Origin of the sequence: Mesorhizobium sp. B2-5-11, from assembly GCF_006440835.1 — a bacterium.
Lineage (GTDB): Bacteria > Pseudomonadota > Alphaproteobacteria > Rhizobiales > Rhizobiaceae > Mesorhizobium.
In genome coordinates this window covers 378307-400723 of record NZ_VFUK01000001.1, presented here as the reverse complement: position 1 = coordinate 400723, position 22417 = coordinate 378307, and the positions used below count along the sequence as shown (strand labels likewise).

The 22417-nt window shown below is 62.5% G+C and carries 16 protein-coding genes; 5 read left to right on the top strand and 11 right to left on the bottom strand.

The genetic code is table 11. From position 1 onward, the window contains the following. Positions 1-87: 87 nt before the first annotated feature. From FJ490_RS01920 to FJ490_RS01885, 8 genes are all read right to left on the bottom strand, one after another. On the bottom strand, positions 88-1716 hold the full coding sequence (locus FJ490_RS01920; RefSeq protein ID WP_140514918.1) for an alpha-D-glucose phosphate-specific phosphoglucomutase: 1629 nt from the start codon (positions 1714-1716) through the stop codon (positions 88-90). 3 nt (positions 1717-1719) lie between these two features. Then, the gene (glgA, locus tag FJ490_RS01915) at positions 1720-3165 is read right to left on the bottom strand and encodes a glycogen synthase GlgA (protein WP_140728150.1); all 1446 of its coding nucleotides are present in this window, start codon (positions 3163-3165) and stop codon (positions 1720-1722) included. Between the two features lie 135 nt (positions 3166-3300). Further along, positions 3301-4566 (bottom strand): glucose-1-phosphate adenylyltransferase, encoded by a 1266-nt coding sequence (gene glgC, locus FJ490_RS01910; RefSeq protein WP_140494816.1) that lies wholly within the window; start codon positions 4564-4566, stop codon positions 3301-3303. 3 nt (positions 4567-4569) lie between these two features. Beyond that, on the bottom strand, positions 4570-6816 hold the full coding sequence (gene glgB / locus FJ490_RS01905) for a 1,4-alpha-glucan branching protein GlgB (protein WP_140564227.1): 2247 nt from the start codon (positions 6814-6816) through the stop codon (positions 4570-4572). A 104-nt stretch (positions 6817-6920) separates the two neighbouring features. Beyond that, positions 6921-9389 carry a glycogen/starch/alpha-glucan phosphorylase gene (locus FJ490_RS01900; protein WP_140662996.1) on the bottom strand — a complete coding sequence of 823 codons (2469 nt, stop codon included), beginning with the start codon at positions 9387-9389 and terminating at the stop codon, positions 6921-6923. A 132-nt stretch (positions 9390-9521) separates the two neighbouring features. Continuing rightward, complete coding sequence (locus tag FJ490_RS01895) at positions 9522-10304, bottom strand: ATP-binding cassette domain-containing protein (RefSeq protein WP_140495053.1); 783 nt, start codon at positions 10302-10304, stop codon at positions 9522-9524. Beyond that, positions 10301-11362, bottom strand: a complete 1062-nt coding sequence (locus FJ490_RS01890) for an ABC transporter permease (protein ID WP_140494823.1) — start codon at positions 11360-11362, stop codon at positions 10301-10303. Before FJ490_RS01890 ends, FJ490_RS01895 begins: the two co-directional genes overlap by 4 nt. Positions 11363-11518: 156 nt before the next feature. Then, positions 11519-12535, bottom strand: a complete 1017-nt coding sequence (locus FJ490_RS01885) for a sugar ABC transporter substrate-binding protein (RefSeq protein ID WP_181165177.1) — start codon at positions 12533-12535, stop codon at positions 11519-11521. 230 nt (positions 12536-12765) lie between these two features. On the opposite strand from FJ490_RS01885, the gene FJ490_RS01880 reads away from it, so the two are divergent. The 4 genes from FJ490_RS01880 (at position 12766) to FJ490_RS01865 (ending at position 16997) form a co-directional block, all read left to right on the top strand. Next, entirely contained in the window at positions 12766-13992 is a 1227-nt protein-coding gene (locus FJ490_RS01880; RefSeq protein WP_140728149.1) for an ROK family protein, read from the top strand. Beyond that, complete coding sequence (locus FJ490_RS01875) at positions 13993-14439, top strand: RbsD/FucU domain-containing protein (protein ID WP_140494830.1); 447 nt, start codon at positions 13993-13995, stop codon at positions 14437-14439. It begins immediately after the preceding gene. Then, positions 14436-15359 (top strand): carbohydrate kinase, encoded by a 924-nt coding sequence (locus FJ490_RS01870; protein ID WP_140514911.1) that lies wholly within the window; start codon positions 14436-14438, stop codon positions 15357-15359. The genes FJ490_RS01875 and FJ490_RS01870 overlap by 4 nt, the downstream gene beginning before the upstream one ends. Before the next feature lie 495 nt (positions 15360-15854). After that, positions 15855-16997, top strand: coding sequence for a DegT/DnrJ/EryC1/StrS aminotransferase family protein (locus FJ490_RS01865; RefSeq protein ID WP_140728148.1), 1143 nt, complete (start codon positions 15855-15857; stop codon positions 16995-16997). A 10-nt stretch (positions 16998-17007) separates the two neighbouring features. On the opposite strand, the gene cysQ is transcribed toward FJ490_RS01865, so the two are convergent. Genes cysQ through cysD form a run of 3 tightly spaced genes read right to left on the bottom strand, consistent with a single transcriptional unit; the run spans position 17008 to position 20655 of the window. After that, positions 17008-17799, bottom strand: coding sequence for a 3'(2'),5'-bisphosphate nucleotidase CysQ (gene cysQ / locus FJ490_RS01860; RefSeq protein ID WP_181165144.1), 792 nt, complete (start codon positions 17797-17799; stop codon positions 17008-17010). Positions 17800-17809: 10 nt separating this feature from the next. Further along, complete coding sequence (gene cysN / locus FJ490_RS01855; RefSeq protein WP_181165145.1) at positions 17810-19747, bottom strand: sulfate adenylyltransferase subunit CysN; 1938 nt, start codon at positions 19745-19747, stop codon at positions 17810-17812. Between the two features lie 2 nt (positions 19748-19749). Beyond that, a complete protein-coding gene (gene cysD, locus FJ490_RS01850) occupies positions 19750-20655 on the bottom strand; it encodes a sulfate adenylyltransferase subunit CysD (protein ID WP_140728146.1) in 906 nt (301 codons plus the stop codon). Between the two features lie 483 nt (positions 20656-21138). On the opposite strand from cysD, the gene FJ490_RS01845 reads away from it, so the two are divergent. After that, complete coding sequence (locus FJ490_RS01845; protein WP_140728335.1) at positions 21139-22416, top strand: O-antigen ligase; 1278 nt, start codon at positions 21139-21141, stop codon at positions 22414-22416. The last annotated feature ends 1 nt before the right edge of the window (position 22417 follow it).

Here is a 22417-nt window from a genome sequence, read left to right as displayed (position 1 = left end):
GGCAAAGCCCTCTACGAGCACCCCCACCCCGACCCGCTACGCGGATCGACCCTCCCCACAAGGGGGAGGGTGAAGCCACCGCCACGCTCAAGTAATCACGCTCGGCTTGTCGCGGCCGGTATGGCTCCTGATTCCCGCGATGTCATCCGCTGCTGCGATCAGATCGGCGAGCGCCTTCTGCGTATCGAGATCGTGCCTGGCCTTGTCCGGCTCGTAGCGCTCGATGTAGACGCGCAAGGTGGCGCCCGAGGTGCCCGTGCCGGAAAGCCGGAAGACGACGCGCGAGCCGCCTTCGAACAGCACCCTGATGCCTTGATGCTCGCTCACCGAACCGTCGACCGGATCGTGATAGGTGAAGTCGTCGGCATTGGCGATCTTCAGGCCGCGCACGCTGGTGCCCGGCAGCGAGCCAAGCTTTGCGCGCAGTTCATCGACCAGCGCATTGGCGCGCCCGCTCTCGACTTCCTCGTAATCATGGCGCGAATAATAGTTTCGGCCGTAGGTCGCCCAGTGCTCGGTGACGATCTGCTTACAGCTCTCGCCGCGCGCGGCGAGGATGTTGAGCCACAAAAGCACGGCCCACAGGCCGTCCTTCTCGCGCACATGGTTGGAGCCGGTGCCCGCACTTTCCTCGCCGCAGATCGTCGCCATGCCGGCGTCGAGCAAATTGCCGAAGAATTTCCAGCCGGTCGGCGTCTCATACATGCCAATGCCGAGTTTTTCGGCGACGCGGTCGGCGGCCCCACTGGTCGGCATCGAGCGCGCAATGCCCTTCAGGCCTTCCTTGTAGCCCGGCGCCAGGCGGGCGTTGGCGGCAAGCATGGCGACAGAATCCGACGGGGTGACGAAAATGCCCTTGCCGATGATCAAATTGCGGTCGCCGTCACCGTCGGAAGCGGCACCGAAATCCGGGGCGTCCGGTCCCATCATCTCGTCATAGAGATGTTTGGCATGGACCAGGTTCGGATCCGGATGGTGGCCGCCGAAATCCGGCAGCGGCTTGAAGTTGCGGCAGGTGCCGTCGGGCGCGCCAAGCCGGTGTTCGAGGATCTCCTTGGCGTAGGGGCCGGTCACCGCGTGCATGGCGTCGAAGCGCATGCGAAAGCCCGACTTGAACAGTTTGCGCAGCGCGTCGAAATCGAACAGGCTTTCCATCAGCTCGGCATAGTCGACGACCGGATCGATGATCTCGACCGTCATGCCGGCGGCCTTGACCGTGCCGATCGCGTCGATGTCGATCGGATCGATGTCGACGGTCTTGAAGCTGGAGATCGCCTTGGTCCTGGCGAAGATCGCATCGGTCAGCTTTTCCGGCGCCGGGCCGCCATTGCCGGCATTGTACTTGATGCCGAAATCCTCGTGCGGGCCGCCCGGATTGTGGCTGGCCGACAGGATGATGCCGCCGAACGTCTTGTATTTGCGGATGACATGCGAAGCGGCCGGCGTCGACAAGATGCCGCCCTGCCCGACCATCACCTTGCCAAACCCGTTGGCGGCGGCCATGGCGATGGCCTTCTGGATGACCTCGCGATTGTAGAAGCGGCCGTCGCCGCCGATCACCAGGGTCTCGCCCTTGAACCCGTCCAGCGCGTCGAAGATCGACTGGATGAAGTTCTCGGCATAGTGCTCCTGCTGGAATACAGGCACCTTCTTGCGCAGCCCCGAAGTGCCGGGCTTCTGGTCGGAATAGGGTTTGGTGGGAACGGTGCGTATCATGCTTCAAGCAACCCTTTTCGAAAGCAGCAGGCGATAGAGTTCAACGTATTTGTCAGCGCTTCGGTCCCAGGACAGGTCGGTCTTCATGCCCTGGCGCTGGATGGCCTCGAAGATCGCGGGGCTGGCATGGGCCTCGGCCAGGCGGCGGATGGCATGAAGCAGCGCGCCGCCGTCGCTGGGCGCGAACTGGAACCCGGTCGCCACGCCGGCGGCAATCGCCGCCTCGTTGGCGTCGATGATGGTGTCGGCGAGCCCCCCGGTGCGGGCGACCACCGGCACGCAGCCATAGCGCAGGCCATAAAGCTGCGTCAGTCCACAAGGCTCGAAGCGCGACGGGATGACGATGGCGTCGCAGCCGCCCTGCATGACGTGAGACAGGCCTTCGTCATACCCCACGACGACGCCTATGCGGCCGCGGTGGCGTGCGGCGGCGGCGAGCAGCGCGCCTTCGAGGCCGGCATCGCCCGAACCCAGAATAGCCAACCGCGCGCCCGTCGCAACGATGCCGTCGACCGCCGTCGCCAGTATGTCCATGCCCTTCTGCCAGGTCAGGCGGCTAACGACGCAGACGATCGGGCTACCGTCGCGATCGAGCCCGAAACGGCCCTGGACAGCGGCCCTGTTGGGCGCGCGCGCCTTGAGCGAGGCGGCTGTATAGTTCGACACCAGATGCTTGTCGGTCTCCGGGTTCCAGATGGCGGTGTCGATGCCGTTGACGATGCCATAGAGATCGCTGGAGCGCATGTTGATCAGGCCGTCGAGACCCATGCCGAATTCCGGTGAGCGGATTTCCTGCGCATAGGTCGGGCTGACGGTGGTGATTGCCCAGGCAGCCTGCAGGCCGGCCTTGAGGAAGCCGACGCCGCCATAATATTCCACGCCGTCAAGCGCCATCGCCGCCGTCGGCAGTCCGAGTTCGCCGAAGATGCCGGCGCCGAACTGCCCCTGGAAGGCGAGGTTGTGGACAGTCATCATCGACGGTGTGCCGACCGCCTTGCCATAGCGCATATAGGCCAGCGTCATCGCCGACTGCCAGTCATGGGCATGCACGATATCGGGCATGTAACCGGAGATGGCACCGCCGGCGATGTCGGCGCCGGCTTGGCTGAGCGCTGCGAAACGGCGCCAATTGTCCGGCCAATCGGCACCCGCGGCATTGCCATAAGGACCGCCGGGACGATCGAACAGATGCGGCGCATCGAGCACGAAAAGATCGAGCCCGGCAAGCTGGACAGAATGGACCGAAGCCTTGCCGCCCTGCAGCAGCGGATACTTGTAGACAGACTTTTTCTTCTTGAAGGCGTCCATCACCATGGGAAAACCGGGAATAAGCGTGCGCATCGTCACGCCTTTGGCGGCCAGCGCGACGGGCAGCGCGCCGGTCACATCGGCAAGCCCGCCGGTCTTGATCAGCGGAAAGATCTCTGGCGTGACCGACAGAACCTGCATGCGCTTACCGAACCGCTCCTGGTGCATGTAGCCCAAACCGTGCAGCGGTTCTGGGGCAAGGACATGCACAAACCACCCTAAAGTGACAGCTTGTTGATCAACCCGATCGGATTGACAACTTGTTGATCAAACTGATCAGGTTGACAACTTGTTGATCATGTCCTGCGTGATCAGGCAGATGCCCTTTTCCGAAACGCGGAAGCGCTTGGCGTCGAGCACGGGATCCTCACCGACCACCAGCCCTTCCGGTATCCTTACACCGTGGTCGATGACGACGCGCTTCAACGTTGCGTTCCGGCCGACATGGACGTCGGGCAGCATGACGACTTCTTCCAGCGTCGAATAGGAATTGATGCGCGCGCCGGTGAAAATCAGGCTTTTCCTGAGCGTCGCGCCCGAGACGATGCAGTCGCCCGATACCAGCGAGGACACGGCCGAACCGCGCCGTCCATCCTCGTCATGCACGAACTTCGCCGGCGGCTTCAACTCGGCATAGGTCCAGATCGGCCAGTCGCGATCGTAGAGGTCGAGTTCGGGCGTCACGTCGGTCAGGTCGATATTGGCTTCCCAATAGGCATCGACGGTGCCGACATCGCGCCAGTAGGCCTCATTTTCCGCGGTCGAGCGCACGCAGGACTTGGCGAAGCGGTGGGCGATCGCCTTACCGTGCTCGACGATATAGGGGATGATGTCCTTGCCGAAGTCGCGGCTTGAACCGGGCTCGGCCGCATCGCGGCGCAGCTGCTCCATCAGGAACTTGGTCTTGAACACGTAGATGCCCATCGAGGCCAGGGCAAACTCCGGTTTGTCTGGAATGCCGGGAGGGTCGGCCGGCTTTTCGACGAAGGCGATGATGTTGTCCTTGGCATCGACATGCATGACGCCGAAGCCCGTGGCCTCCATGCGCGGCACTTCGAGGCAGCCGACGGTGACATCGGCGCCGGCGTCGACATGCTGGCGCAGCATCAGCTCGTAGTCCATCTTGTAGATGTGATCGCCGGCGAGGATGACCATGTATTCGGGGCCATAGGCCTCGATGATGTCGATGTTCTGGTAGACCGCGTCGGCCGTGCCTTCATACCACTGGGTTTCCGACACGCGCTGGCTGGCCGGCAGGATATCGAAGCTTTCGTTTCGTTCGGGCCGCAGGAAGTTCCAGCCGCGCTGCAAATGGCGGATCAGCGAATGCGCCTTGTATTGGGTTGCAACGCCAAGGCGGCGGATGCCGGAGTTGAGGGCGTTGGAGAGCGCGAAATCGATGATGCGCGTCTTGCCGCCGAAATAGACCGCCGGCTTGGCGCGCCGGTCGGTCAGTTCCTTGAGGCGGCTGCCGCGCCCGCCGGCCAGCACATAGGCCATGGCGTCGCGGGCCAGCGGCTGGGTTCGTTTCGAGTTTGCCATTTTCTACCCTCCCAAGTTACCCGGTCTCGACATGGCTTGTTCCGCGACCAGTTCAAGCATGATCGTCGACAGCGGCGGCAAGAGCATCGTTGCGGAGATGCCCCCTTCCTCCGCCCGCGCTTCGACGGCGCCGCCATTGCCCTTGCCGGATCCGCCATATTCGGAAGCGTCCGTGTTGATGATCTCGCGCCATGTGCCGGCTTTCGGCAGCGGCACGCGGTAGTTGTCGCGCGGCACCGGCGTGAAATTGGAGATGATCGCGACCGGATTGCCTCCCGGCGCGCTGCGCAGCCAGGCGAAGACGGAATTCTGGCTGTCGTCGACGATCAGCCAGGAAAAGCCCTCCGGCTCGCAGTCGCGGCCGTGCAGGGCCGGTCGCGAGCGGTAGAGATAGTTGAGGTCGCGCACCACCTGCCAGACACCGCGATGCGAGCGGAAATCGAGAAGATTCCAGTCGAGCGCGCGCGCCTCGCTCCATTCGCGGCGCTGCGCGAACTCCTGGCCCATGAACAGCAGCTTCTTGCCGGGGTAGCCCCACATGAAAGCGTAGTAGGCGCGCAATGTCGCGAATTTCTGCCAGTCGTCGCCGGCCATCTTGCCAAGCAGCGTGCCTTTGCCGTGCACGACCTCGTCATGCGAGAGCGGCAGCACGAAATTCTCCGAGAAGGCATAGACCAGGCCGAAGGTAAGGTCGTTGTGGTGGTGTTTGCGGAAGATCGGCTCCCTGGAAAAATACTCCAGCGTGTCGTGCATGAAGCCCATGTTCCACTTGAAGCCGAAGCCCAGCCCGCCTTCATGGACCGGCGCCGAGACCTTCGGCCACGAGGTCGATTCCTCGGCGATGGTCATGACGCCCGGATGGTGGCCGTAGAGCTCCTTGTTCATCTTCTGCAGGAAGCTGACCGCCTCGAGGTTCTCGCGGCCGCCCTTCTCGTTAGGAATCCATTCGCCTGCCTTGCGCGAATAATCGAGGTAGAGCATCGAGGCGACCGCGTCGACGCGCAGGCCGTCGACATGATATTTTTCGGCCCAGAACAACGCGTTGTTGACCAGGAACGACACCACCTCGCGGCGGCCGAAATTGTAGATCGCGGTGTTCCAGTCGGGATGAAAGCCCTGGCGCGGATCGGCATGCTCGTAGAGCGCAGTGCCGTCGAAATGGACAAGGCCGTGCTCGTCGACCGGAAAATGCGCCGGCACCCAGTCGAGGATGACGCCGACGCCGGCACGGTGGGCGCCGTCGACAAAGCGGGCAAAGCCGGCCGGGTCGCCAAAGCGCGCCGATGGCGCATAGAGGCCTGTCGTCTGGTAGCCCCAGGAGGGATCATAGGGATGTTCGGAGATCGGCATGAACTCGATGTGGGTGAAGCCGGTCTCGACGACATAGGGGATCAGCCGGTCGGCCAGTTCATCCCATGACAGAAACGTTCCATCGTCGCGAAGCTGCCAGGAGCCGGCATGGACCTCGTAGATGGAGATGGCCTCGCGCCGGGGATCGGCATTGCGCCAGAAACTGCGATGCGCCTCGTCGCCCCATTGATGGGCGGGCGACGCAGCGGTCACCGACGCGGTCGCCGGGCGCAGTTCGGACTTGAAGGCAAACGGATCGGCCTTCAGCGGCAATCTCACGCCATCGGGGCCGATGATCTCGTACTTGTAGGGCCTGCCGGCGCCGATATCGGGGATGAATACCTCCCAGATGCCGGTGTCGCGGCGGTCGCGCATCGAATGGCGGCGGCCGTCCCAGTCGTTGAAATCGCCGACCACCGAGACGCGCCTTGCATTGGGGGCCCAGACGGCGAAATGCACTCCGGTGGCGCCTTCGTGCTCGATGACATGCGCGCCGAGCTTGTCGAACAGCCTCAGATGCGAGCCCTCGGCAATGTAGTAATCGTCCATCGGACCGAGCACCGGGCCAAAAGAATAGGGATCCGTCAACCACCAGTCGCCCCCGGCATTCCTGGCGTGATAGCGCAATGGCTGGCGCTTCTTGATCGACAGCTTGCCTTCGAAAAAGCCGCCATCGTCACGCCTGGACAGTTCACCAGCAATCATGCCGGTCAGCGTATAGGCGGTGACGAACTCCGCATGCGGAACGAAACAGCGGGCAAACAGGTTCTTGCCCACCTCATGGACGCCGAGGACCGCAAACGGATTGCCGTGCGTGCCGGCGACAATCGCCGCGACATCGCTGGCCGGCGCCGATCCGTCCGGCCCGCTTGTCGCAGCGGTCGCGCGCGGTTTCCTCATCGGGCAGTGTCCCTCCCCGGGCACCAAATGTTTGTTTTAAGGTATAAATTCGGCGTTTGAACTCACACCCCGGACTACATCGTTCTTGGCCTCATGCAATCACATCAGGCAGGTACGTTCCAGATGTCTTTCGCGTATTGGCGGATCGTGCGATCGGAAGAGAACCAGCCGACGCGCGCGACGTTGCGGATTGCCCTGGCGTACCAGTCCGGACTGTTGCGCCAGACGGCGTCGACGTCTCGCTGGCAAGCGGCATAGGCGTCGAAATCCGCCGCGACCATGAACCAGTCGCTGTCGTAGAGACCATTGATGAGATCGCGGTAGCGGTTGGGATCATCGGGCGAAAAGACGCCCGATGAAACGGCCGCGAGCGCCTGCGACAGTTCGGGCGATGCCTTGATGACGCCACGCGGATCGTAGCCATTGTTGCGGCGCTCGGCGACCTCCGCCGTGGTCAGGCCGAAGATGAAGATGTTGTCGTCGCCGACGCACTCCTTGATTTCGACATTGGCGCCGTCGAGCGTGCCAATGGTCAGCGCGCCGTTCAGCGCGAACTTCATGTTGCCGGTGCCCGAAGCCTCCATGCCGGCGGTCGATATCTGCTCGGAGAGGTCGGCGGCCGGCATCATGATCTCGGCGAGGCTGACATTGTAGTTCGGCACGAACACCACCTTGAGCAAGCCGCGAACGGCCGGATCGCGGTTGATGACCCTGGCAACGTCGTTGGCCAGTTTGATGATCAGCTTGGCATTGTGGTAGCTGGGCGCAGCCTTGCCGCCGAAGAATTTCACGCGCGGCATCCAGTCGCGCTCCGGGTGCGAGCGGATCTGGTCGTAGAGCGCGACCGCCTCGAGGATGTTCAGGAGTTGGCGCTTGTATTCGTGGATGCGCTTGACCTGGATGTCGAACAGCGCCGAGGGATCAAGCCTGATGCCGAGCCGGTCGGCGACGAGATTGGCCAACTTCACCTTGTTCTGCCGCTTCACTCCGGCGAATTTTTCGCGGAAAGCGGTATCGGCGGCAAAGGCATCGAGCCCCTTGATGGCCTCGATATCATCCAGGAAGCGGTCGCCGATCGCCTCGCGGGCGAGTGCGGTCAGACCTGGGTTGCACTGGATCAGCCAGCGCCGCGGCGTGATGCCGTTGGTCTTGTTGTTGATGCGGTCGGGATAAAGCGTGTGCAGGTCGGCGAACACCGTTTCCTTCATGAGCTCGGTGTGCAGCGCCGAGACCCCATTGATCGAATGCGAGCCGACGAAGGCGAGATTGCCCATGCGCACGCGACGGTCGCCATTCTCCTGGATCAGCGAGATGCGGCTGATCTGCTCGCCGGAGAACTGATTGGTGGCGCGCGCCTCGAGCAGCACCTGCGCATTGATGGCGTAGACGATCTGCATGTGGCGCGGCAAAAGCCGCTCGAACAGCGGCACCGGCCAGCTTTCCAACGCCTCCGGCAGCAGCGTGTGGTTGGTATAGCCGAAGGTGCGTTTGGTGGTGTCCCAGGCCTGGTCGAAATCCATGCCGTGGACGTCCATCAGGAGGCGCATCAGCTCCGGCACGGCGATCGCCGGATGGGTGTCATTGAGGTGGATTGCCGCCTTGTCGGGCAGCGACTTCAGGTCGCCATATTGACTGAGATGCCGCTGCACGATGTCCTGCAAAGAGGCGGTGGAGAAAAAATATTCCTGCCGCAGCCTGAGTTCCTGCCCTGCCATGTGGGAATCGGCGGGATAGAGCACGCGCGACAACGCGTCGGCCTTGTTGCTTTCGGCGAGTGCGCCGATGTGGTCGCCAGCATTGAACTTGTCGAGCAGGATCGGATCGACCGGCATGCCCGACCAAAGCCGCAAGGTGTTGACGCGGTTCCCCCGCCAGCCGACGACGGGTGTGTCGTAGGCGACGGCCAGCACATGCTCGGTCGGCTTCCAGACATGGCGTTCCAGCCGGCCATCCCTGGTGGTGACCGATTCCACCGAGCCGCCGAACCCGACCTCGAACGACCGTTCGCGGCGTTCGAACTCCCAGGGATTGCCGTGATCGAGCCAGGTCTCGGGCAATTCCACCTGCCAGCCGTCATGGATCTCCTGGCGGAACATGCCGTTGGCGTAGCGGATACCGTAGCCATGCGCGGGAATATCGACGGTGGCCATGCTTTCCATGAAGCAGGCGGCGAGCCGGCCGAGGCCGCCATTGCCAAGTGCTGCATCCGGCTCAAGCGTGGCGATGAGGTCGAGTTCCACACCCAGCGACGACAACGCCTCGCGCATGTTCTCCATCAGGCCGAGATTGGAGAAGGCGTCACGCATCAGGCGGCCGATGAGGAACTCCAGCGAGAGGTAATAGACGCGCTTTTCCTGCTGGGCGTAGGCCTCTTTCGTCGCCTGCATCCAGCGATCGACGATGCGGTCGCGCACGACCTTGATCGAGGCGGTCAGCCAATCGTACTGGGTGGCGACGGTGGTGTCCTTGCCGACCCTGTATTTGAGGGCCATCAAGACTTCCCTTGCGAGCGTCTTGGGGTCGGGATTTTCAAGCAGTGGCGGGAGGGGGTCGGATGTCATCGTGCGCGTCATGCTGCCTCTCGTGCGTTTGCCACGATCATACCGGCTTTCATCATTCATCCCAGCCCATGCTACCGCATTGCAGCAAACGTTCAATCGATTTAAGTAAGCCGGAGGCGACTTACCCAGCGGCAATTTGGCAGTTCAGGCCGCTAGCGCCGCCTCCGGCGGCGTCTTTGCCCCGGTCATGAAGGCGACGGCATCGGACATTGTATGTTGTTTGGGATCGATGACGCACAGCCGACGACCCAGCCGATGGATGTGGATGCGGTCTGCCACTTCGAAGACATGCGGCATGTTGTGCGAGATCAGCACGATCGGCAGGCCCCGCTTCTTCACGTCGAGGATGAGTTCCAGCACGCGGCGGCTTTCCTTGACGCCAAGTGCTGCCGTCGGCTCGTCCATGATGACCATCTTGGAGCCGAAAGCGGCGGCGCGCGCCACTGCCACGCCCTGGCGCTGGCCGCCGGATAGCGTCTCCACCGCCTGGCTGATGTTCTGGATGGTCATCAGGCCGAGTTCAGTCAGCTTGTCGCGGGCGCGCTTTTCCATCGCCGGACGGTCGAGCATGCGAAGCCATTGGCCGACAAAGCCGGGCTTGCGGATCTCGCGGCCGAGAAACATGTTGTCGGCGATCGACAGCGCCGGCGACAGCGCCAGGTTCTGGTAGACGGTCTCGATGCCGGCTTCGCGGGCCTCCATGGGCGATTTGAAGGCGACCGGTTTGCCCTCAAGCCGGATTTCGCCTTCATCGGGCACGACAGCGCCTGAAATCGCCTTGATGAGCGACGACTTGCCGGCGCCGTTGTCGCCGATAACAGCGAGGATTTCGCCGGGGTAGAGGTCGAAATCGGCATTGTCCAAGGCGGTGACGCGGCCGTAGCGCTTGACCAGTCCGCGAGCGGTGAGGATAGGGTCCTGGGTCATGCCGAAACCTTTCTGATCCATTGATCGACCGCCACGGCGCCGATGATCAGCACGCCGGTGAGCAGCACCTTCCATTGCGGATCGGCGCCCAGCATGTTGAGGCCCATGGAGACGACACCGACGATCATCGCGCCGAACAGCGTGCCGAGGATCGAGCCGCGGCCGCCGAAAAGAGAAATACCGCCGATCACCGTGGCGGTAATCGCCTGCAGATTGTAGTCGGTCACGGCGGCCGACGGCGAGATCGACCCATTGCGACCGATGGAGACCCAGGCGGCGAAAGCGGCGATCAGCCCGGCCAGGGTATAGACCGTCATGAGCACCTTCTTGGTCTGGATACCCGACAGTTTCGCCGCCTCCTGGTCGTCGCCGACAGCGTAGACATGGCGGCCCCATGCCGTGTGATTGAGCACGTACCAGAGGAGCAGCACGAGCGCGACCATCGCAATCACGCCGGCCGTCAGCACAGCGGTGCCGACCTTGAAGCTGAGCGCGAACAGATGCAGCAGCGGCGCCTGAACGTCGACGTCGGTGTCGCGGATCGTCTCATTGGCCGAATAGATGAAGTTCGTCGCCATGACGATGTTCCAGGTGCCGAGCGTCACGATGAATGGCGGCAGTTTCATGTAGGCGACAAGCACCCCGTTGAGCAGCCCGCAGGCAGCACCCGCGGCAAGTCCGATCGCCACGGCAAGGACGCTCGGCAGGCCGTAGCTGACGGCGCAATTGCCCATGATCACAGCCGAAATCACCATGATGACGCCAATCGACAGGTCGATGCCGGCGGTGAGGATGACCAGGGTCTGGGCGGCACCCAGTATGCCGACGATGGCGATCTGCTGCAGGATCAGCGTCAGCGTGTAGGACGAGAAGAAACGCCCGCCAATGGTGAGGCCGAACACGATGATCGCCAGGACCAGAACGATCAGCGGCACCGCGGCCGGCGTCGAGTGCAGAAAATGCTGGATGCGTCTGACCGCCGATTTATGCTCGTCAAACGCGGCAACGCTCGTGTCGCTGCCAGAGAGAACCTTCTCGAATTCCTGAGCTTGAGACATGTTTCCTCCCCGTAGGGTATCAGCCACGCGGCGACACCCGTCCACGTCTTTCCGGTCTCCTGCCGGGATTGTTCGCGGTCACGCGACCATCGTCCACCCGAAGCGGCCGGGGATCAAGTCCGGCCGCTCCGTTTTTCGTTGCCAGTCAGACCGGCATCAGCCCCAGCACTTGGCGAGGCCTTCCTTGGTGTCGATGGACTTCACGCCATTGGCCGGCTTGTCGGTCACCAGATTGACGCCGGTGTCGAAGAAGTTCTTGCCTTCGGTCGGCTTCGGCTTGGTGCCGTCCTTGGCAAAATTGGCGATGGCCTCGATGCCGAGCGCCGCCATCTGCAGCGGATATTGCTGCGATGTCGCGCCGATGACGCCTTCGGCCACCGACTTCACGCCGGGGCAGCCGCCATCGACGGAGACGATCAGCACCTGGCTTTCCAGGCCGACGGCCTTGAGCGCCTGATAGGCGCCGACCGCGGCCGGCTCGTTGATGGTGTGGATGACATTGATGGTGTTGTCCTTCTGCAGAAGGTTCTCCATGGCCTTGCGGCCGCCCTCCTCATTGCCGTTGGTGACGTCATGGCCGACGATGCGCGCGTCATCCTCGTCGCCGATCTTGTTAGGATCCTTCACGTCGATGCCGTAGCCCATCATGAAGCCCTGGTCGCGCAGCACGTCCACGGTCGGTTGCGAGGGGGTCAGGTCGAGAAAGCCGATCTTGGCGTCCTTGGCCTTGTCGCCGAGCGTCGCGGCGGCCCAGGCGCCGATCAGCTTGCCGGCCTCCAAATTGTCGGTGGCAAAGGTCGCGTCGGCGGCGTCGATCGGATCGAGCGGCGTGTCGAGCGCGATCACCAGCAGGCCGGCGTCACGCGCCTTCTTCACCGTCGGCACGATGCCCTTGGTGTCGGACGCGGTAATGAGGATGCCCTTGGCGCCGTCGGCGATGCAGCTCTCGATCGCCGCGACCTGGCTTTCGCTGTCGCCGTCGATCTTGCCGGCATAAGTCTTGAGGTCGACACCAAGCTCCTTGGCCTTGGCGGTCGCACCCTCCTTCATCTTGACGAAGAAGGGATTGGTGTCGGTCTTGGTGATCAGGCAGGCGCCGACACCGGCCGCGGATGCGGACGAGGCGAATGCCATCAGGCCCAGAGCGGCCGCCGCAAAAACGGTGGACTTCAACAGTTTTGTATTGGTCACGATTTTCCTCCCAGTGGAACATTCCGGATGCCGGCCAACCGGCATCCGTACGGCATCCAAGCAACCTCTCCCGGTGGGGATGCCTGCCTCAAATGACACCAGACCAATCTCTCTGTCAATAATTAAATCATTCTTATTTATTATTGACAGCCTTGCGCCGTTCGCACATTCTGTTCCAAAAGCCTCGAGGGGAAATGACGGGAGGAACAGGGGTGGAGACGGCCATTGCCAGGCATGGTTCGCCCGAGGCGAATGAGAGCCTTATTCACCGTGGCACCAACCAGAGCGGCATGCGGGACCACAATGAGCGGCTGGTGCTGTCGCTGGTGCGCCAGCATGGCAGCCTGGCGAAGTCCGACATCGCCCGCATGACCGGACTGTCGGCGCAAACCGTCTCCGTCATCATGCGCGAGCTCGAGGAGGAAAGCCTGCTGCTGCGGCAGGCGCCGCTGCGCGGCAAGATCGGCCAGCCCTCCATCCCCATGGCGCTCAATCCCGAAGGCGCGTTCTTCATCGGCCTGAAGATCGGCCGCCGCAGCGCCGAACTCGTGCTGATCGATTTCCTCGGCAATGTACGTTCGATGCTGCAGCATTCCTACCGCTACCCTGCCCCGCGCGAGACGGTGGAATTCGTCACATCAGGCATGAAGAAGATGCGTGGCGAGCTTTCGCCCGCGCAGGACAAACGCATAGCGGGACTCGGCATCGCCATGCCGTTCGAGCTCTGGAACTGGGCCGATACCGCCGGCGCGCCGCGCGACGTCATGGACGAATGGCGCCATCGCGATATCCGCGCCGACATCCAGGCGCAATGCGATTTTCCGGTCTATCTGCAGAACGACGCCACTTCGGCCTGCGGCGCGGAACTGGTCTTCGGTCAGGCAGGCGCCCCGCGCGATTTCGTCTATTTCTATATCGGCGCCTTTGCCGGCGGCGGCATCGTCCTCAACGGACGGCTCTTTGGCGGCCCGACCGGCAACGCCGGCGCGCTGGGCTCCATGCCGGTGCCCGGACCGGAGGGAAAGCCGACCCAATTGATCGACGTGGCCTCGATCGCCATGCTCGAAAAAGCGCTCAATGCACGTGGCGTCGAGGCGTCGCATCTGTGGACGTCGCCCGAGGACTGGGGCGAGATCGGCGCCGAGCTCGACGACTGGATCACAAACGCCTCGCGGGCGCTCGCCTATGCCATCGTCGCGGCGTCGTCCGTCATCGACTTCGAGGCGGCGGTGATCGACGGCTGGATGCCGACGCAGGTGCGCCGCAGGCTGGTCGACGCCGTCATCGCCACCATCGACACTATCGATGCCGAGGGATTGAAACTGCCAAACGTCCGCGAAGGCACCGTCGGTATTCACGCGCGCGCTCTCGGCGGCGCCAGCCTGCCACTATCCGAGCGCTTCCTGATCGGTTCGACCACGATTTCCAGGAGCATCTGAATGCTGATCGGAATTCCGGCGCTGCTCGGTCCGGAGCTTCTGGCGATCCTGCGTGCGATGGGGCATGGCGACGAAATCGCCCTGGTCGATGGAAACTACCCGGCCGAAGAGCAGGCAAGGCGGCTGGTGCGGGCCGACGGCCACCATCTCATTCCGGTGCTGGACGCCATATTGAGCGTGCTGCCCGTCGATGACGTCGTGCCGGAGGCGCTGTTTCGCGCCTCGGCCAAGGGCGACCCCTCGCTCGCCGATCCCGTGCATCATGAAATCGAAGTGCTGTGTGCAAAACGCGCGCCCGGGCGCAAGGTGGTTGCGCTGGCCGGTGCCGACTTCTATGCACGCGTCAGGGCCGCGCACGCCATCGTCGCGACCAGCGAACCCAGGCTCTACGCCAACATCATCATCCGCAAGGGCGTGATCCATCCGCCGGAGACGACAAGACAATGATCCTTTGCTGCGGCGAGGCCCTGATCGATATGCTGCCGCGCACGACGACGGAGGGAGAACGGGCCTTCGCACCCTATGTCGGCGGCGCGGTGTTCAACACCGCCATTGCGCTCGGCCGGCTGGGCGCTCCTGCCAGCTTCTTCTCGGGCCTGTCGTCGGACCTGTTCGGCGGCCAGCTCCGCGAAGCGCTCGGGGCGAGCAAGGTCAGTTCCACCTATGCGCACACTTCGCCCCGGCCGACGACGCTCGCCTTCGTGCGGCTGAACGATGGCCAGGCAACCTACACTTTCTACGACGAGAACACCGCCGGGCGCATGCTGACCGGCGAGGATCTGCCGCAACTTGGTCCGGAGATCGAGGCCATGCTGTTCGGCGCCATCAGCCTTATTTCGGACCCGGCGGGGGCCGCCTACGAGGAATTGATGAAGCGCGAGCATGGTCGTCGCGTCATGATGCTCGACCCCAACATCCGGCCGAACTTCATCCCGGACAAGGCAAAGCATCTGAAGCGTATCCGCGAGATGATGGCGATGGCCGATATCGTGAAACTCTCGGATGAAGATCTTCACTGGTTCGACGAAGCCGGCTCGCACGAGGACGTCGTGCGCAACTGGCTCGACCGCGGACCCAAGCTGATCGTCGTCACCCATGGCAGCGAAGGCGCCGTCGGCTACACCAGGGACCACACGGTCAGCGTAACGCCGCAAAAAGTCGAGGTGGTCGATACGGTCGGCGCCGGTGATACGTTCAATGCCGGCATCCTCGCCTCGCTGCATGAGCAGGGCCGGCTAACGAAAGCGGCGATTTCAGGCCTTTCCGAGGACGCCATCCGTGCGGCCCTGACACTCGGCGCCAAAGCGGCGGCGGTGACGGTATCGCGGGCCGGCGCCAATCCGCCCTGGCGCCATGAGATCGCCTGAATGGCGCGCCAGAGGAACGAATCCGAATTAACAGGTTCCTTGGAACCTTCGCCGGCGCGCTGTTGATGAGGTAGTAAAGAAAACCCGCCTGTGCGGCGGGTCCTTGGCGCAACTCAGCACCATGGGCAAATATGTAGCATAGTTGCCTTCACCCAGTCAAGAAAAAATTCCTATCTTCGGATAGCTGCCGCACTGCGGACTGGCCGTTCTCAGGCCTTGGCTGACCCAAGTTCGGGCCGTGGTAAGGCCCAACATGGATTGAGCCGGCCGATCACTTTATGTTTAGCAGGGTCGACTCTGGGGTTATAAGGCCGTAATTGCGCCGCACGAATCCCGGATTTCCGGCATCCGGCTGACCGACACCGGAAAATGCGGTAACAGACTGCCACGACCGGGGCAATTTGTCGCTCCGCGCGCCCGGCTTTCTCGGCAGGCGCAATTCTGATACCAGCGGGTCGAGGCTAGACCGCCCGGTTAAAATCGTTTGAGGACGACATGCAGTTCATCGATCTTGGCGCACAGCGCGAACGAATCCGCGACCGGCTGAAGGCCGCGATCGACCATGTCGTCGAGGACGGCCGCTATATCCTCGGTCCCCAGGTAGCCGAATTCGAGAAAAAGCTCGCCGCCTATGTCGGCGTCAAACACGTCGTGGCCTGCGCCAACGGCACCGACGCACTGCTTTTGCCGCTGTTCGCCGCCGGGATCGGCCCGGGCGATGCCGTGTTCGTTCCGAGCTTCACCTTTGCCGCCACGGCGGAAGTGGTGGCGCTGGCCAAGGCCGAGCCGGTGTTCGTCGACGTCGATCCCAACACCTACAATATCGATATCGCCAGCCTCGAGGCGGCGATCGCGATGATCAAGAACGAAGGCCGGCTGAAGCCCAGGGCGATCATTCCGGTCGACCTCTTCGGCCTTGCCGCCGACTACGATGCCATCATGGCGATCGCCCACCGAGAAGGCCTGATGGTGATCGAGGATGCCGCCCAATCGATGGGCGGTTCGGCGGACGGCAAGATGTGCGGGTCGTTAGGCACGGTCGGCTCGACCAGTTTCTATCCGGCGAAGCCGCTCGGCTGCTACGGCGACGGCGGAGCGATGTTCACCAACGACGACGCCTTGGCCGACAAGCTGCGCTCCTTCGCCTTCCACGGCAAGGGCGAGACGCAATATGACAACATCCGGGTCGGCATCAATTCACGGCTCGACACGCTGCAGGCCGCGATCCTGATCGAAAAGCTCGCCATTCTCGAGGACGAGATGGTTGCCCGGCAAATGGTGGCGAACCGTTATGCCGAAGGGCTTGCTAATGTCGTCACGGCAGCCCGCAACCTGGACGGCAGCCGCTCGGCCTGGGCGCAATACGCCATCGAGACGCCCAAGCGCGACGGGCTGAAGGCGCATCTCGGCGAAAAAGGCATTCCGTCGGTCATCTACTATGTGAAGCCGCTGCACGAGCAGATCGCCTATCGCGACTATCCGAGAACGCCGACCGGCCTTGCCGTATCCGAGCAATTGCCCAAGCGCATCCTGTGCCTGCCGATGCATCCCTATCTCAGCGAAGCCGATCAGGACCGGATCATCGAGACGATCCGCAACTATATCGGATCGAACTCGGCGCAGGCCGCGGCCGAGTAACCAGCCGGCTTCAGGCGGAGCTTGCCCCTGCCCTGCCGCTGGCGATGAAATGCGGATTGGCAAAATCCGCATCGCCGCCCTGGTCTCGCTTGCCATACATCAAGGGCTGTCCATCCAACGTGCGCGTGATGCCGCCCGCGGCGCGCAGCACGGCATCGCCGGCTGCGGTATCCCACTCCATGGTACGACCGAAGCGCGGATAAATGTCCGCCTCGCCATTGGCGACCAGACAGAATTTCAGCGACGAGCCGACAGAGACGATCTCGGCGATGCCTAGGTCACGAATATAGGCTTCGGTTTCGGGCGTGTTGTGGGAGCGGCTCGCAACCACCGCCAGCGGCGTCGCAGCCGCCCTCACCGAAATCGGCCGGCGAGAGACGATGCGGAAGTCGCCATCTATTTCGAGGAATTCCGCCTTGCCCGGCAGCCCGGAAAAGAACCGGCCCGTGCAGGGCGCGAAAACGACGCCGACTTCCGGCACGCCGTGGCGGACAAGCGCGATGTTGACGGTGAAATCGGTGCGGCGATTGACGAATTCCTTGGTGCCGTCCAGCGGATCGATCAGGAAGAAAGCACCGTCCAGGTCCGGCGGCACGATGCCGGCGGATGCTTCCTCCTCGGCCACGCAGGGAATGTCGGGAAAGGCGGCACGCAATCCGGCCAGAATGATCTTCTCGCTCTCGCGGTCCGCCTCGGTCACCGGCGAGGAATCTGATTTCTGGTCGACCGCGCAGCCGGCGTGGAACACACGCATGACCTCGCGGCCGGCCGCCAAAGCGAGCCCCTCGAAAATCTCGAGCATCGACCTGTCGTCAGATGCCGCCGCCATTGTCGTATTGGTCTTCGGCAATGTCACGCTCGTTCAGCCACTGTTCCAGGGCATCTACCATCTCCTCGGCCGATTTGCCGAGTGTCTTCAGATGGATTTCCGGTTTTTCCGGCGCTTCGTAAGGCGAGTCGACACCGGTGAAGTTCTTGATCTCGCCATTGAGCGCCCGGGCGTAGAGGCCTTTCGGGTCACGCCTGGCGCATTCCTCGAACGGCGTGTCGACGAACACTTCGATGAACTCGCCTTCGGCCATCAATTCGCGGGCCATGCGCCGCTCGGCGCTGAAAGGCGAAATGAAGGAAACGATGACGATCAGCCCTGCATCGGCCATGAGGCGGGCCACTTCGGCGACGCGGCGGATGTTTTCGACGCGGTCGGCGTCGGTAAAGCCGAGATCGCGGTTGAGGCCGTGGCGGACATTGTCGCCGTCGAGAATGTAGGTATGGCGCCCGGAGGCGAACAGCTTCTTCTCGAACAGGTTGGCGATGGTCGATTTGCCCGAGCCCGACAGCCCCGTGAACCAGAACACGGCGGGCCGCTGGTTCTTGATGTCGGCACGTACCCGCTTGCCGACATCGAGCGATTGCCAATGGATGTTCTCGGCACGGCGCAGCGAATGCAGGATCATGCCGGCGCCGACCGTGGCGTTGCTGATGCGGTCGATCAGGATGAACGCGCCGGTTGTACGGTTCTCGGCGAAGGTGTCGAAAGCGATCGGCGTGCGCGTCGAGATGTTGCAGATGCCTACTTCGTTCATCTCGAGCGACTTGGCAGCTTCACGGGCAAAGTCATTGACATTGACCCGATATTTCAAATCGGTGACGGTAGCGCTGGTCTGGTCGGTCTCGGTGCGCAGGATATAGGAGCGGCCCGGCAGCAGCGCATGTTCGTCGAACCAGACGATGTTGGCGGCGAACTGGTCGGCGACCTGCGGGCGTGCCGCAGGCGCCACCAGCATGTTGCCCCGGGAAATCTCGACCTCGTCATCGAGGACAAGCGTGATGGCCTGGCCGGCAACCGCCTGGGCGAGGTCGCCACCCTGCGCGACGATGCGCCTGACGCGGGAGGATTTGCCCGATTTGGCGACGACGACCTCGTCGCCTTGCGAGATCGCGCCCGAGGCGATCGTTCCGGCGAAGCCGCGAAAATCGAGATTGGGGCGGTTGACGTACTGCACCGGAAAACGGAACGGCAGCTCGGCCGCGGCCTCGTCGACCGAAACGGTTTCGAGATGTTCGATCAGCGTCGGGCCGGAATACCATTCCATCCTGTCGGAGCGGCCGGTGACGTTGTCGCCGTAGCGCGCCGACATCGGGATCGGCACGATGGTCTCAAAGCCGAGATCGCGCGAAAACTGCTGATAGTCCTGCGTGATCCGGTCGAAGACCGCCTTATCGAAATCGACGAGATCGATCTTGTTGACGGCCAGCACGATATGGCGGATGCCGAGCAGCGAGGCGATGATCGAGTGGCGCCTGGTCTGGCGCAGCACGCCTTGCCGAGCATCGATCAGCACGATTGCCAGGTCGGCGGTGGACGCGCCGGTCGCCATGTTACGCGTGTACTGCTCGTGGCCGGGCGTGTCGGCGACAATGAATTTGCGCTTTGGCGTGGCGAAGAAGCGATAGGCGACGTCGATGGTGATGCCTTGCTCGCGCTCGGCTTCGAGACCGTCGACCAGCAGTGCGAAATCGATGTCGTCGCCGGTCGTGCCGTGCTTGCGCGAATCGCGTTCGAGCGCGGCAAGCTGGTCCTCGAAAATCTGCTTGGTGTCGGAGAGCAGACGGCCGATCAGCGTCGACTTGCCGTCGTCGACGGAGCCGCAGGTGAGGAAGCGCAGCAGCGATTTCTTCTCCTGCGCCGCCAGATAATCGCGGACGCCGTCGGTAGGTGCCAGGCTCTTTGCCATGATGTGGCGCATGGTCAGAAATACCCCTCGCGCTTCTTCTTTTCCATCGAGCCGGCTTCGTCCCGGTCGATCAGGCGGCCCTGCCGTTCGGAGGTGCGCGCGGTCAGCATCTCGCCGACGATAGCTTCCAGCGTGTCTGCTTCCGATTCGATGGCGCCGGTCAGCGGGTAGCAGCCGAGCGTGCGGAAGCGCACCAGCCGATTCTCGATCGCCTCACCGGGGCGCAATTTCATGCGATCGTCGTCCTTGAGGATGAGCATGCCATCGCGTTCCACGACCGGCCGCTGCTTGGCGAAATAGAGCGGCACGATCGGGATGTTCTCCTGCAGGATGTACTGCCAGATGTCGAGCTCGGTCCAGTTGGACAGCGGAAAGACGCGGATCGATTCACCCGTGGCGATGCGGGTGTTGAAGATCTTCCACATTTCGGGGCGCTGATTCTTCGGATCCCAGACATGCTGGGCGTTGCGGAAGGAAAAGATGCGCTCCTTGGCGCGCGATTTTTCCTCGTCGCGGCGGGCGCCGCCAAAGGCGGCATCGAAACCGTATTTGCCGAGCGCCTGGCGCAGCGCCACGGTCTTCATCACATGGGTGTGCGTGTTCGAGCCATGATCGAAGGGATTGATGTTGTCGCGCACGCCATCCTGGTTGACGTGAACCAGGAGATCGAAACCGAGTTTTTGCGCCATCTGATCGCGAAAGGCGATCATCTCGCGAAATTTCCAGGTTGTGTCGACATGAAGGAACGGAAAGGGCGGCTTGGCGGGATAGAACGCCTTCATCGCCAGGTGCATCAGCACGGACGAATCCTTGCCTACGGAATAGAGCATGACCGGCTTGGCGAAGGCGGCCGCGACTTCACGGAATATGTGGATTGACTCGGCCTCAAGCCGCTGCAGGTGCGTAAGCGCTGTTGTCATGGCCTGTCTAGCGTTCTCTCGTGCCTTCCGACAGAAGACCTGGCATCAAATCATCGGGCTTCACGCCCGGTTCAAGCTTGCTTCTGGACAATGTTATTCTTGCGGGCGTTCTAGCAGATCGCCGCTGCCCAGAACATTGCAAGACGCGCCTGGCAAGGAGTGGTTCGGGAATGAATTTTCCATCCATGCGTCAAAATCCGGAAATTCCTGCTTGTCACGCCGGCGGCTGCGAAAATGCGGGGGAAAAAATTGCTTGATGAAAAGCACGCAGTCTTCGCCGCGCCCAAATCCGATCGTCTGCCAGCGACTACCGATTTTCGGTGGCAATCGGCCTTGATGCACTTTCAGAAAAAAGCCCAAGCCGCTATACCGGCCTCTGAAAGCGGGCAGATGCACGATGCGACACGGGCAATTTCGGCAGGGCTATGTTCGCCGCCGTCAGACAATCCGCCGTGTGAAGCGTCCGAGAATGGTGAGCCGCCCTTGAGCCAGCTTTCATCGATAAGACGGCAGTTTTCGCCCGCGCGGATCAATATCTATTTTTCCATCGCTTGCTTCTTTTTTCCACCGGTCCTGGGGTCTGTGGTGAGCTTCGTGTTCAACGGCGGCGGCCTGTGGTCGGTTCTTTTGATCGCCTCGAAAAAGAGGCGCTTCAACATCGACCGGGCGATGATGGCGCTCACGATCGCGATCTATGCCTATTGCGCGGCAAATCTCCTGGCTTCCCTCGCCAATAACGCAATTGTCAGGGATGCGCCGCATCTGATCCCGCTCGTCACCTTCCTGTTTTTCCCCCTCTCCTATTCAACCTGGAGCATTACGCAGAAAACAACCCTTGTCCGGATCATAATCCTCAGCAGCATGGCCGCCTGTTTCGTCGCGCTGCTGTTGGCGATCATCCAGCAATATTGGATCGGGATGAGGGCGGAGGGCGGAGCGGGAAATGCGATCGTGTTCGCCACGGTCGTCTGCCTTGCAGTGATGGCCTGCGTGGCCGGTGCCCTGTCGGGCATCGAAAGGCACAAGAGTGCGCTGATCTGCGCAGCGCTCGGCGGAACGATCGCCATCATCTATTCCGGCACGCGCATCATCTGGCTGGCGCTGCTGATTTCCGGCATTGCCGTGCTGTTGATCAACCAGCATTGGCTGAAAGGGAAGAATGCCGTCCGTCTGCTGCTTCTGCTGGCGGCGATCGGCGTCGCGGTCGCCGCTATCGGCTTCCATACAATATCCGACAGATTTGATTTTCTGCGCTCTGATTGGGACGCGCTTGGGGCGCACGGCAATTACGACACCTCGCTTGGAATACGTGTTGCCCTCTGGGACATCGGCCTGAAGGCATTCCGCGACATGCCCTTGTTCGGACACGGAGTGGGCGCCAACCAGCTCTTGATCAGGCAGGGCTTCCAAGACCTGTTCGCGAAAACGGCAGGTTTCAATCATTTCCACAATGGCTTCCTGACGGCATTGGTACAGGCGGGCATCCTGGGCGCCGTGACTTTGGCGGCGATCTTTGTCGTCGCCGGCAGAAACGCCGCCCTGGTCCTGCGCAACAGCGCCGACCCGATCGAGCGCTTTGGCGCCACCATGGTCGTCGTCATGGTGATCACCTACCTGACGGCTGGGATGACAGGCATCCTGATCGGCCAAGACATCCTGGATTCGGTGTTCATGGTCTTCCTGGTATCCGGGACCTATCTTGCGTCGGGACGTCAGGCCCCGTTGCCGGAAGAGATGCCGCTTCCGCCAGTCACGCAATAGC

What these genes read in the sequence shown, in the direction of transcription:
- FJ490_RS01895 (WP_140495053.1), bottom strand. Translation starts at nt 10,304, where the DNA reads ATGACCCAGGACCCTATCCTCACCGCTCGCGGACTGGTCAAGCGCTAC.
- FJ490_RS01900 (WP_140662996.1), bottom strand. Translation starts at nt 9,389, where the DNA reads ATGACGCGCACGATGACATCCGACCCCCTCCCGCCACTGCTTGAAAAT.
- cysN (WP_181165145.1), bottom strand. Translation starts at nt 19,747, where the DNA reads ATGCGCCACATCATGGCAAAGAGCCTGGCACCTACCGACGGCGTCCGC.
- FJ490_RS01865 (WP_140728148.1), top strand. Translation starts at nt 15,855, where the DNA reads ATGCAGTTCATCGATCTTGGCGCACAGCGCGAACGAATCCGCGACCGG.
- glgB (WP_140564227.1), bottom strand. Translation starts at nt 6,816, where the DNA reads ATGAGGAAACCGCGCGCGACCGCTGCGACAAGCGGGCCGGACGGATCG.
- FJ490_RS01875 (WP_140494830.1), top strand. Translation starts at nt 13,993, where the DNA reads ATGCTGATCGGAATTCCGGCGCTGCTCGGTCCGGAGCTTCTGGCGATC.
- glgC (WP_140494816.1), bottom strand. Translation starts at nt 4,566, where the DNA reads ATGGCAAACTCGAAACGAACCCAGCCGCTGGCCCGCGACGCCATGGCC.
- glgA (WP_140728150.1), bottom strand. Translation starts at nt 3,165, where the DNA reads ATGCAGGTTCTGTCGGTCACGCCAGAGATCTTTCCGCTGATCAAGACC.
- FJ490_RS01890 (WP_140494823.1), bottom strand. Translation starts at nt 11,362, where the DNA reads ATGTCTCAAGCTCAGGAATTCGAGAAGGTTCTCTCTGGCAGCGACACG.
- cysD (WP_140728146.1), bottom strand. Translation starts at nt 20,655, where the DNA reads ATGACAACAGCGCTTACGCACCTGCAGCGGCTTGAGGCCGAGTCAATC.
- FJ490_RS01920 (WP_140514918.1), bottom strand. Translation starts at nt 1,716, where the DNA reads ATGATACGCACCGTTCCCACCAAACCCTATTCCGACCAGAAGCCCGGC.
- cysQ (WP_181165144.1), bottom strand. Translation starts at nt 17,799, where the DNA reads ATGCTCGAGATTTTCGAGGGGCTCGCTTTGGCGGCCGGCCGCGAGGTC.
- FJ490_RS01870 (WP_140514911.1), top strand. Translation starts at nt 14,436, where the DNA reads ATGATCCTTTGCTGCGGCGAGGCCCTGATCGATATGCTGCCGCGCACG.